This is a genomic window from Bacteroidota bacterium (genome assembly GCA_016711505.1).
In the GTDB taxonomy this organism is placed as follows: Bacteria; Bacteroidota; Bacteroidia; order AKYH767-A; family 2013-40CM-41-45; genus JADKIH01.
On record JADJSV010000017.1, the window covers coordinates 368,829 to 381,603 of the forward strand.

Here is a 12,775-nt window from a genome sequence, read left to right on the forward strand (position 1 = left end):
AATGTCTACAAATATTAGACCCCGCTGGGGTCTGGGAAGCAGCCTGAATGTTTCTGTTTTTAATTTGCAGACCTGTGTAGTCAATATAATAAGAACAACTGAACATGAAGTGGTCAAATATTTTGTTGGAACTGTTAAAGGGAAAATTATAAGCCACCAGCATCGATCCAACGATCAACTTCACGTTCAAATATTGCAAGTGGCAAACAACCATTGATCAGTACCTCATCATGAAATGCTTTGATGTTGAATTTTGTTCCAAGTTTTTTTTCTGCTTTAGCACGGAGTTCAAGAATTTTCATCTGACCTATCTTGTACGACAAAGCTTGACCGGGAATCGCCATGTATCTTTCTACTTCTGCAGTAATATCGGCTTCACTTTCTGTTTCATTCTCCAAAGAGAAAGCAATTGCTTGTTCTCTGGTCATACCTTTCATGTGCATGCCAACATCTACAACTAAACGAATGGCTCTATGCATCTCTTCGCTTAATGCACCGAAGTACTGATATGGATCGGTATATAATCCTAATTCTTTCCCAAGTGATTCAGTATACAAAGCCCAACCTTCACCATATGCACCATACCAGCCAAAGCGACGGAAATCCGGAAGATCTTTGTTCTCTTGCTGAATGGATGTTTGATAATGATGCCCGGGAATCGCTTCATGCAAAAACAGATCTTCCATCGATACATTATTAAACTTCGTAGGATCAAGTACGGGAACATAAAAAATTCCGGGGCGAGAACCATCAGGAGCTGACTGCTGATACTCTGCACTTGCTGATGCTTCTCTGAATGCTTCCGTCTGGCGAACTTCAAACTTTGCTTTTGGCACCAGATTAAAAAGTTTTTTCAATTGCGGCTGCATTTTTGTTTCTATCGCTCTGTAAGCATTGATTACATCACTGTCCTGCTTGAAAGGCATAAATTGCTTATCAGTATGGATGAAGTGAAAAAACTCTTTTAGTGTCCCTTTGAATCCTGTCTCCGTTTTAACTCTTTCCATTTCACTTCTGATTCTTGCAACTTCACTTTCACCGATAGCATAGATCTCATCAGGAGTTAAATCAGTTGTTGTCCAGAATTTGGCCAGATATGCATACATCTCTTTCCCTCCGGGCACTTCAGAAATTCCTGTCGTTGCACGGCACACAGGCAAATAATCTTTTTTAATGAACGAATGTAGTTTCTCATAGGAAGAAACAACTTCATTCATGATAGCACTTTTATACAACTCTGTCAATCTCGTTTTCTCCTGTTCTGAAAAATCTGCAGGAAAGTTTTTAATCGGTCCTGCAAAAACACTTTGCATCGGATCTTTTACAATTATACCTTCTAATTGCGGTAAAACTTTTTCCATCAAAACTTTCGACTGCACAATACCCTGACTCATTCCGCGCTTCATGTTGCTGATCATCGTATCAACATAAGATGTAAAATCATGGATTCGTCCCAGAAAATCATCATAATCCTTAACTGTTTTGAAAGGTTGATTGCCGGAGCCGGATCCAAGCACAGGAAAAGTTAAATGCATGCTCCAGAATTGATTTACAGGCATCAGATTGTCATTGAATGAAAGGCCCTTCACTTGCATATCCATTTCATATTGCATGACATCATAACTCAGTATCGATTGTCCGGACAATTTTGCTCTGTCTATCTTACTGAATTTTTCACCATAAGTCGTAAAGAAATTTCTAAGTATAGAACGATATGAATCACTGATATCAACAGGCAATGTGTCATTATATCTGTTGTCAGCGATACCCGTCGCTTCCAGCGGAAATAATTTCAATCGCTCTTCATAATATTCATGCAACAAACTATCGAGTTCTGCATTTGAATTTTCCATTTTTGTTTCTTTTGGATTACTGCAAGATATAAATGCAGATATTGCTACTAAAGCAATGAGTATTGTTTTCATCGAAAGGTTGTGTAAAATGTACTACGAAGTAAAAAAAATTAAAGGAAATAAAAGTTAAAAGCTGTTAAAGAAAAAATATATTTTGCACGGCCCTTAAGGGCCGTGCAAAATATATTTTTTATTTATTAGACAGCATTGCGCCATCATACATTTTTTCGCGCATCTCTTTCACCCTCTCATCTTCCAGATATTCATCATAAGTCATCGACTTATCGATAATACCGTTCGGAGTTAATTCGATGATACGATTTGCAACCGTATGCATGAATTCATGATCATGTGATGTGAAAAGTGCTACATGCTTCCAGTCTTTCAGAGCATTGTTAAATGCTGTGATCGATTCAAGGTCGAGGTGATTGGTAGGTTCATCGAGAATCAGGCAATTTGCATTCGTAAGCATCATTCTTGAAACCATGCAACGAACTTTTTCTCCTCCTGACAACACATTAGATTTTTTAAGAGACTCTTCACCGCTGAAAAGCATTTTTCCTAAAAACCCGCGGATATATGTTTCGTCTTTATCTTTTGAATATTGACGTAACCAATCGATCAGATTCAGATCGCTATCAAAAAACTTCGAATTGTCATTTGGTAAATATGAACGGGTGATCGTTGTTCCCCAAGTATAATCGCCACTGTCTTGTTTGTCTTCGCCGTTTAGTATTTCGAAGAAAGTTGAAAGCGCAGTATGGTCTTTCGAAATTACAGCAACCTTATCGCCTTTTTTCAGAGTAAATGTTATATCGTTGAAAAGGATTTGTCCGTCATTTCCTGATTTTGAAAGATGCTCCACAGATAGAATCTGATCGCCGCAATCACGTTCAGCTTTAAATATAATTCCCGGATACTTTCTTGTTGAAGCCTGGATATCATCAATCACTAATTTTTCAAGTAACTTCTTCCTACTTGTTGCCTGACGAGATTTTGATGCATTCGCACTGAATCGTTCAACGAATTCCTGAAGTTCTTTTCGTTTATCTTCGACTTTCTTATTCTGATCTGAGCGTTGACGTAAAGCCAACTGACTTGATTCATACCAGAAAGTATAGTTACCTGTATATAATTTGATCTTATTAAAATCGATGTCTGCAATATGCGTACAAACCGCATCCAGAAAATGTCGATCGTGAGAAACAACTATTACTGTATTCTGAAAATCGGCAAGAAAGTTTTCCAGCCATGAAATTGTATCTACATCAAGATCATTCGTTGGCTCATCCAGTAACAGGATATCCGGATTTCCAAATAGTGCCTGAGCAAGAAGAACTCTGACTTTTTCTTTTCCGCTTAACTCTCCCAGTAACTGCCCATGAACTTCTTCTTTTACACCTAAGCTACTAAGCAAACTTGCAGCATTACTTTCTGCATCCCAACCGTTCATTTCAGCAAATAAATGTTCCAATTCTGCAGCGCGATTTCCATCAGCATCATTGAAATCTTCCTTTGCATAAAGTGCATCTTTTTCATGCATTACTTCCCACAGTTTTTTATTTCCGATCAGGACAGTATCGATCACTTTTTTATCGTCAAATTCAAAGTGATTCTGTTTTAAAACACTCATCCGTTCTCCGGGAGTGATGGAGATCTGTCCTGTAGCCGGGTCTATTTCGCCTGACAAAATCTTTAAAAATGTCGATTTTCCTGCGCCATTGGCGCCAATTACTCCATAGCAATTGCCGGGAGTGAATTTAATGTTGACGTCATCGAATAAAATTCGTTTTCCGTACCGTAATGAGATGTTTGATGCTGCAATCATTGATTTTTCTTCCTTTTAAAAGGGCTGCAAAGGTAGTGAAAATCAAGGGGAAGGACAAGAAAGGCGGTCCACAAATTTGAAAATTAACTTTAAATCGCCAAGAAACCCTGAATTTAAAAATTCACTGTTGCACCAAGTCCGATTCTATCGCTGAGTTCTATTCTTCCTGCCTCACGATACGTAATTCCACCTTCAACCGGATCTTCGCTAAACATCAATGGTGTATCGAAATCAAAATACCTGACTTTATTACTACACAATGAAAAATGCGCGGATGCAGTAAATCCTAATCGCGATTCAAGAAAGCCTCCAACCTGTACATCAATATTATTTGTTTCGCAAAGACGTAAGATCTTTAACGCTTTAAAAATTCCGCCTGACTTTCCGAGTTTAATATTGAAAAGATCGCATGCATTTATTTTTATAAGTCTGGCCGCATCTAAATGATCGCAACAAGATTCATCGGCCATGATGGGAATTTTACTTGCTGATTTTATTTCAGGCAGATCTAAAAAGTTATGTTTTAAAACCGGTTCTTCACAATGCTGAATGTTCATAGAACTTAATTCATTCAGAATAAAAATTGCATCCTCTTTACTCCAGCCTTGATTTGCATCGATTCGAATCGGAATAACGTCACCAACTGCAGCACGTATTGATTTCATTCTGAAAATATCGTCTTCAGGCGATCCGCCCAACTTGACTTTGATAACCGGAAAACCGGCATCAAGAATTTTTCTTGCATCAGCAGCCATTTTTTCTGCTGAATCAATACTTACGGTATAATCTGTGTGAATTTGCTTATCATTTTCCCTCCTAAAAATTTATACAGCGGGACTTTTGCATTTTGCGAAGCAATATCATATAAAGCAATGTCGAATGCACTTTTAATTGAAGAGTTTCCAAAAATTACTTTGTCCATTAAAGCAACTAGCTCTTCGATCTGTAACGCATTTTTTCCAATAAAAACTTCCGTTATGATCTTTCCGACAGCAATACAAGTCTCAGGAGTTTCACCATGAATTGTGCGGAATGGACTGCACTCTCCAAAACCGATGATCCCATTCGATGTGGTTATCTTTACAATAACATTATCGGCATAATCTAATCGTCCAAGAGAAATAATAAAAGGTTCACGCAATTTTACCTTCAGTGGTATAACTTCAATTGAACTTATTATTTCTTCGTGCATGATCAGTAAACAATAATTTTAGAATACTGAATAGTCTCTTTCGAAATTTGTTTAAGTATATATGTGCCTGCAGCAATTCCATTTAAATCAAATTCAATTGTTGTATTTGCAGAATTTGATCTCACATCTATTAATTTCCCTTCAAGACTGATCAACTGAAATTCTGAATTTGGTATTGATGAATGCACATACAACAGATCATGAACGGGATTCGGATACACTGTAAGTGATTCTTTCGAAACATCTGAAATATTACTAAAGATCAAATCATTCACAAAAACAGGAACAAAAACATTTTGTTGTCCGCTTCCTCCAACTTCTGCAAGATGGAATGACAAAAACGCACGAACGGAATCTGTGGTAGGTGACAAATAATGCATTCCGATATTATGTGCTTCTCCGGGTTGAATGGTACTGTTCGTACCACCTGTAGTAAACGATAATTCAGAAGGATGAGTCAACTGAATATTTGAAATATCAATTGGAGTATTTCCATTGTTTACCAGAACATAATTGAAATCTGCAGCTGTATTTGATGGAACAAATCCAAAGATCGCTGTGTCCTGAGTCAGATCATAAGAAAAATTTGTTTGTGCTACAGAAGTAAATACGATCGATCGGATTCGCTCAAGAAATTGAGGATAATCAACGAAAGGATTTCTGTTATGTTGCACTGCTTGAATATCATCCACTCTTGTCCTGTCTCTGTCGGTTACAGGAAATGAATTGTACCAGTTTCTTAAAACTGACTCTTGTGTTGCATCAAGGAAATTAGAATAATTCTGATAGCGTAAAACAAAATAGAACATAGCACGGGCAACAATGCCTTTTTGTTCATCTCTTGGTTCGAAGAATGTATTTGTTCCTGATGAACCGCCATTTGACCAGGTTGGATTTGTTACCTCAGCAAAAGGATTATCACCACGCGCACCATTAGCTGCATCATCAGTTGGAAAAAGATGATGAAGATCTGACTTCATTGGTTCCGCACTTGCAAAAAGCGATTGCGGCCATGTATGTTCAGTATTAAAATTATCATTTGTCTGGCAATCTGTCCGGTCTACATATCCAACAGCAAGTCTTCCCGTGTAAACACATTCCAATGTATTCTGACTTGCACCCTGACCATTCACTCTCTTATTGTCGATAGACATAAACATTTCATCCCGTGCATCATTATAGCCGAGAGAAACATATCCTATTCCCGTGATGTTATGCAGCTGCGTTTTCAAAAGTTCTTCCGAATTATTTTCCGTTGCGGCATAATAACTTTTGGAATACCTGCCCTGTCCGATCAAATCAACACTGACATAACCTCTCAATCCATCATTCTCAATTACCATTTCTGTATTGTGAAGGATATTATGACGAGGAGAAAATTTTATCCAGTTTGTCTGCGAACCTCCGCCGGGAATAGAAAAAGCTGATGTAAGCTGCGATGAAAATGCAGGTTGACCATAGGTTGTATAGAATTTTATTCCCGTTACAGTAATTGCATTCGCTGTAGGGTTTTGAATTGTCAACAACAAGCTATCAGGAGCGTTTTCATACGCTACACCGAAATTCAACTGTGTGAAATTTACTGTCAGACCTTGTCCTTTTAAAAGAGCCGGTAAACAAAATAAGGCTGCAACAAGCAGCCTTACTGATATTTTTTTTGAATGATTCATTGAATGATTTTAACAATACATGTTATTCTTCTGTCACTTCAATCTTATTGATCTCGTCGCCCTGACGAATTGCATCGATTACTTCAAGTCCTTCTACAACTTTTCCAAAGCATGTATGGTTTCTGTCAAGGTGCGCAGTATTTGTACGACTGTGACAAATAAAGAACTGGGATCCGCCCGTATCTCTTCCGGCATGGGCCATACTTAAAACGCCGCGATCATGATATTGATTTCCACCATCTAATTCGCATTTGATTTTATATCCGGGACCACCTGCTCCGGTACCGTCCGGACATCCACCTTGAACTACGAAATTTGGAATCACCCGATGAAATGTTAATCCATCATAATATCCTTTTTTCGCTAAGTCGATAAAATTCTTAACTGTTTTTGGGGCGTCTTTATCATAAAACTCCACCATCATATTGCCTTTGTCTGTGTAAATTGTTGCTTTTGTCATTTTTTTGATCAAATTGGATGCAAAGATAATGATTTGCTCTCTAAAGTCATGCAGACTGTCAGAAAAAAGCTGTTGTATTGCTATCTCTTGTTTCATGTTTAAGGTCGCTTTAAAAAAAAGCATGATCTCTTTCTGCTTTTTACATGTCATTAGGTCAATTTTACCAAAAAGTGAAAAGAAACCGATTCAAATTGACATAAAAATTATAGTTTTATAACCTGAATTCTCTCGTAAAGAAAACCCTCATGAAAAGAAACATACTACTGATTATTTTTTTGTTTTCAACTATATTTTCAAATGCACAGGTAGCTTCGATAAGTCCTTCAAGTGCTTTCAGAGGTCAAACTCTGAACACCACAATTACTCTGGCAAATGGTGTGATGCTGAACAGTTCTCCATCTCAAAGCCTGAATGATATTTATCTGCAGCAAGGAGCAACAATTATTTACACTGATGCCTTTAATATTGCTAACTGGACTACTCTTCCATTTCAACCATACTTCGGTGATGATTTCACAACAGATTTTACGATTCCTGCCGGAGCTCCATTCGGATGGTATGATGTTCACGTAACGACTTATGATAATTCAATGCCATGGCTGGGATCAATTCCTGTAGACAATGTTTTGGTAAATGGCTTTTTAGTTCCGCAGGTAAATTCATGTCCTGTACCTTCAGGTATTTCTGTTTCATCAATTACAAACACGACAGCTGTAGTAAATTGGGTGAGTCCAACGGTTGCTGATACTTTCCGGATCAGATATAAGGCTGCCGGAGCAAATTATTTATACAAAGACGTAGCCGGAGCGGGTGGTTTAACCAGCACTACACTTGCAGCACTGGCACCGGGAACTTCATACGATGTAGATATAAGTACAATTTGTAATGGAGCTATCAGCAGTACATATAGTGTACCTGTTGTTACATTCATTACAGGAACAACAGTTGTTCCTTGCGTCAGACCCAATGCAATTTCAGCGAGTGCTGTAACAAATACTTCAGCGACCATTCAATGGACGAATTATGTTTCTGCCGACACTTTCCGAATTCGTTATGCTGAGTTCAACACTATCAATTATCATTATATTAATTCTACTTCACCAATACCGCATACTGTTTCATTAACGAATTTGAATCCTGCTACCACTTATACTGTTCAGATAAGTTCGATCTGTAGTGGAGTGAGCAGTGGATACAGTGCTCCATATAATTTTACTACAACGTCAACTGCTATTACTTGCGGTCGTCCTTATGGTGTTGCAGCAGGAGCAATAACAAATGTATCTGCAAATATCAGCTGGTCGAATTTTGTTGTAGCAGATACATTCCGCATTCGTTACACTGAATTAGGTTCAGGAAATAATATGTTTGTGAATGTCAACGGAGGGTTACCACATAATTTTACTCTTACAAATCTTGCTCCGGCTACGACATACAACGTTCAGATCAGTTCCATCTGCAATGGAATAAGTTCCGGTTATTGTCCGATATATTCTTTTGTTACATTATCAACACCGATAGCATGTGTAAGACCGTGGGGATTGAATTCATCTAATACTACAAATACAAGCATTACTCTTAGCTGGTCACCATATGTTACTGCTGATACCTTCCGCATTCGTTATGCTGAATTCGGTACAATTAATTATCATTATCTGAATGTTAATGGTTCGGGAGGAAGCAGTGTTGTGATCAACAATCTTGATGCAAATAATCTTTATGCGTTCCAGGTAAGTTCAATATGCAGTGGGATAAGTTCAGGATATAGTGCATCAGGATTATTTGCAACTTTAAATATTCCGGTTTCATGTGCACGACCGCATCATCCATCAGTTTCAAATATTACAAATGTTTCAGCACTGATCAGTTGGACCAATCTTGTTAGTGCCGATACATTCCGGATCCGATATGCTGTTCAGGGAACAATAAATTACCAATATTTTAATCAGCCGGGTACATCAGGGAATTCTGCAACTATTTCCGGATTATACCCAAATACAACCTATACCTACTCTATTAGTTCTATCTGTACAGGTGCATCATCGGGTTATTGCAGTGCCAATACTTTTACAACTTCATCTGTACCTATTGCTTGTGCAATTCCATCCGGATTGGCAACATCAAATATCACTAACAACTCTGCAGATGTAAGCTGGACACAGTATGTTTCAGCAGATACATTCCTGATCCGGTATTCTGTGAATGGAACTACAAATTATCTCTGGAAAAAAATTCCGGGCACAGGTGGAAATGGAACAACATTAACCGGACTTGCAGCAAATACCACTTATCAGTGGCAAGTGAGATCCGTTTGTATAGCAAGTCCTTTATCCAGCTATTCTGCACCTGAAGTTTTCGGTACACCTTTGCGTATGCGTAAACCGGATGTTTCAGAAAACCTGATCAGTGTGTATCCTAATCCGGCAATTGATAAAGTTTCTGTAAGTATTGAAAGAGCAATTCAGGAAGAACAAAAGTCATTAGTTATGATCTATGATCTATCAGGACGAAAAATGCTTGAGAAAGAAATCAATATCGTTACTGGAAAAAATCTTTATGAGATCGATATTGAATTTTTGACTGCGGGGATTTATGTGATGAAAATTGGGGAAGAGAAAGTTCTTTTGAATAAACAATGATGCATTGTGATAGAAAGAATTTTAACACTAAGATCACTAAGTGTTTATCACAAGAGCACATTTGTGTGATGTGCTCTTGTGACAAATTTTAGTGATCTTAGTGTTAAAATTTTTATTCAATTTAGTTATTCGTTATTAATTACTTTTCTGAATTTATCTTCCCCCGGAATTCGTTCCATCTCTGTTCCAAATGGCATTTTCAGATAGTAAATGATCGCCTTGTCATAATTGGCAATTGTATTGACATCATAAATACCTGAATTCTCAGGATTGTCGACATAATCTTGTTCTTCTGTTCCTGACAAAAACCTCCAGCCACTGTCGTCCTCTTCTTCCGGTTCTTCGCGATACATGTAGCCTACAGGCAATCCATCGACAGTGATCTTATCAGATGCAAGACAATAACCCATCTTTGCAACAAGATCTTCATTTGCGCCTGCGCTTAGTTTATATTTTTTTTCAGCCATTTGATTCTATTAAAAATTATTTCACACGTTTCACTTCAACCAGCCAATCAAAAGGATATGGTTCGCCTAACCATGATGGTGGGTTATCAAATTCTGTTGACCAGTCGTATTCCACACGATCAATTTTTTCAACAGCGAACTTATCTGTATTGAAAAACGAAAACAACTCGGTGAATGAATAATGTTTTGTCAGAATGTCGTTGATCTTAAAAACACCTTGCATGATGTGCTTGCCATCACTATTGTCTAAATGCGTCAACTCATCTTTTGGAATCTCTCTTGGTTTTGTGTTTTCTTTCTGATACCATTCAATCATTCGTTGTGATGACAATGAAGAAGATTCCAACGATGGCAAAACAAATACTGCAACGCCATTTAGCTTTAATGAATTCAGGACATTCTGAAGTATCCGATAATTTCTTGTATTATTTCCGGAAATAGCAACGTTACAACAAAAGGCAAAGTCAGCTTTAACAGGATCAATTTTCTTGCTTGCCAGATCTGCTTGTTTGAACACAACATTTTCATGAGAAACAAGTTTCATTGCTTTGTTCAGACACTCTTGTGAAACGTCCATTGCAATCACTTTTTTAAAATAAGGTGTGATCAACGGCAAAGCATAACCAATTCCGCAACCGAAATCAATTGCAACATTATTCTTGTTTGCATTTTTTTTAAGGTAGTATTCGATCTTTTTGCCTTTATCATTTCTGAATACACTGAAGATCTCGTCTTCATATTTGTCAGCAACCGTATTCCATTGAAGTTTGTCGTTCATGATCATTATTTTTTTGAAACTTGAGAGTGTGGTGTTCTATATCAAAGAAAAACAAATTTATCAGGATGGAAACGGGGAGGGTGATTAAATTATAAACAGTTCAAAGGGAAAAGGTGATTTCAGGGAGTTATGAAAAAATAAAACACTAAGTCCACTAAGTTTTTGTCACAAGAACACATAATGATTATTATCGTAACCTGTGCTCTTGTGCTAAAAACTTAGTGGACTTAGTGTTTTATTTTTAAGCATTGCAAATTAATTCACCTTGCAAACAGGATTATGACGAACCGGGAAATTACATGAGTTAGCTATAAAACAAAATTCATTTGCTTTCTCATGAAGTGCATTTGCTTTTTCAATCATACTTGAATCACTTACTACCACAACGGGATTTAAAGTTACTTCTGTAAATTTTCCTTTCCCTCCTTCTCCAAGAGTCAATACACCATGTGCATTGTCAGTATAGTCAGTAACGATCACACCAGCATCAGCACAGAGGTGCAAAAACCAAAGCATGTGACAAGATGAAAGAGAGGCCAGAAGAAAATCTTCCGGATTATGCTTACTGCCGTCTCCGCGGAATGGCGTATCAGAAGAACATTGCAGATCGGGTTTCCCTTTGATTGCAAGAATATGGCTACGTTCATAAGCTGTGTAGCCAGTTGTGCCTGAGCCATTGTTACCGGTCCAGGTGATTGTTAAATTGTAATTGTGAGTTGCCATTTGTATGCAGTAATTATCAAATCACTGTTTCAATCCAGCAGTATACTCCTGCCAGTTTTTTGTCTTGTAAATGTCGTCTCCATAGAAATGTGCGATCTGATTCAGGAAACCTGCATTGATATACAGTGGAATATTGTCAATGACTTCATTTGCTTCATTCATTACAACCAAAGTTGGCATTGTGAGTGAACCACGGCATAACGTCATTGCGAGAGTATGATAAGGCATTTCATTCGTTGCCGGATTGGTCATTGCAAGTCCTTTGTAGTAGAGAGAATCTTTTAATGTAGGATCGAAATCAATCAGGTCAAATTTTGATTTCAGATAATCAACATTTATGGAATCAATAAAAGATGAGCGCTTCATGACCTTACATGTGTTGCACCATTCAGTATTTACGAATACCAGTTTTTTCTTTCCTGCATCAGGATTTTGAACAAATGTTTCTTTAGCTGATTTCCATTTTATCTGCTCGAGTTTTTTTTCAGTTGTGCTATCGAAAAAAGATTTTTCATACGAAATTCTGAAATCGTCATAATTGGAATTACGAAAAGCATTCTCCAGAGTAAAAATTAATATCGGTTGGATCTTTGCTGTTTCAAGATATCCGCTTGCAACCATACTCAACAAGAATTCATTTTTTTCTTTATCGAATCCGTTAAGAAACAAAGTAGTTGGGTACATCAGTTTTCCCTGCAACAGTTTCACTGCAAGCGGATGACTTGTGCGTGGCTTGTCTGATGTAGGAAGATATTTTTGTCCGAGATATTCAACCGTATCTTTTCCTTCTGCATCAAATTTTACAGGATAGAAATAGGCATTAATATAAGAAGCAAGATTTGGATCAGCATAGGTAGTCTTCATCATGTGCTTACACCAGCCACACCAATCGGTATAAAAGTCCATGATGATTGGCTTCGGTTGAACTTTGTTCTTTTCCATTGCTTCAGCAATAGTCAACCATTTTACCAGGCTTCCTTCTTTATCAGGTTGTTGGGCGCTTAAGGAAAATGTGACAAAAAACAGTAAAAGGAGGGCTTTTTGCTTCATTGGATAAAGATAAAACATAATGCACGAATTTACCGGCACAGAAAAGGTTTTGTCGATGATTTATCTGAAATTTAAGGGAATTTCAGCTGCTTTTTTAGCGTATTTTTGGCCTTTT

9 protein-coding genes and 1 pseudogene are annotated in these 12,775 nt (G+C 37.5%); 1 reads left to right on the plus strand and 9 read right to left on the minus strand.

The annotated features are described in order from the left end of the window. Window positions 1-146: 146 nt before the first annotated feature. The 5 genes and pseudogenes from IPL24_15190 to IPL24_15210 all read right to left on the minus strand — a co-directional run bounded on the left by IPL24_15190 (window position 147) and on the right by IPL24_15210 (window position 7,003). Entirely contained in the window at window positions 147-1,925 is a 1,779-nt protein-coding gene (locus IPL24_15190; GenBank protein ID MBK8364951.1) for a DUF885 domain-containing protein, read from the minus strand. 118 nt (window positions 1,926-2,043) lie between these two features. Beyond that, window positions 2,044-3,681 carry an ATP-binding cassette domain-containing protein gene (locus IPL24_15195; GenBank protein MBK8364952.1) on the minus strand — a complete coding sequence of 546 codons (1,638 nt, stop codon included), beginning with the start codon at window positions 3,679-3,681 and terminating at the stop codon, window positions 2,044-2,046. A gap of 113 nt (window positions 3,682-3,794) precedes the next feature. Continuing rightward, a pseudogene (locus tag IPL24_15200) lies at window positions 3,795-4,873 on the minus strand (dipeptide epimerase). Between the two features lie 2 nt (window positions 4,874-4,875). Continuing rightward, window positions 4,876-6,543: an endonuclease gene (locus tag IPL24_15205; protein MBK8364953.1), complete on the minus strand. Its 1,668-nt coding sequence runs from the start codon at window positions 6,541-6,543 to the stop codon at window positions 4,876-4,878. A 22-nt stretch (window positions 6,544-6,565) separates the two neighbouring features. After that, complete coding sequence (locus IPL24_15210; GenBank protein ID MBK8364954.1) at window positions 6,566-7,003, minus strand: peptidylprolyl isomerase; 438 nt, start codon at window positions 7,001-7,003, stop codon at window positions 6,566-6,568. A gap of 245 nt (window positions 7,004-7,248) precedes the next feature. Here IPL24_15210 and IPL24_15215 point away from each other — a divergent pair, with 245 nt between their 5' ends. Next, entirely contained in the window at window positions 7,249-9,642 is a 2,394-nt protein-coding gene (locus IPL24_15215; GenBank protein ID MBK8364955.1) for a fibronectin type III domain-containing protein, read from the plus strand. A 125-nt stretch (window positions 9,643-9,767) separates the two neighbouring features. Here the strand turns inward: IPL24_15215 and IPL24_15220 are convergent, their stop codons facing one another. From IPL24_15220 to IPL24_15235, 4 genes are all read right to left on the minus strand, one after another. Continuing rightward, window positions 9,768-10,109 carry a DUF2185 domain-containing protein gene (locus tag IPL24_15220; protein MBK8364956.1) on the minus strand — a complete coding sequence of 114 codons (342 nt, stop codon included), beginning with the start codon at window positions 10,107-10,109 and terminating at the stop codon, window positions 9,768-9,770. 16 nt (window positions 10,110-10,125) lie between these two features. Then, complete coding sequence (locus IPL24_15225; GenBank protein MBK8364957.1) at window positions 10,126-10,887, minus strand: class I SAM-dependent methyltransferase; 762 nt, start codon at window positions 10,885-10,887, stop codon at window positions 10,126-10,128. Between the two features lie 255 nt (window positions 10,888-11,142). Next, window positions 11,143-11,610 (minus strand): OsmC family protein, encoded by a 468-nt coding sequence (locus IPL24_15230; GenBank protein MBK8364958.1) that lies wholly within the window; start codon window positions 11,608-11,610, stop codon window positions 11,143-11,145. 21 nt (window positions 11,611-11,631) lie between these two features. Continuing rightward, window positions 11,632-12,660, minus strand: coding sequence for a DUF255 domain-containing protein (locus IPL24_15235; GenBank protein MBK8364959.1), 1,029 nt, complete (start codon window positions 12,658-12,660; stop codon window positions 11,632-11,634). Window positions 12,661-12,775: the final 115 nt, after the last annotated feature.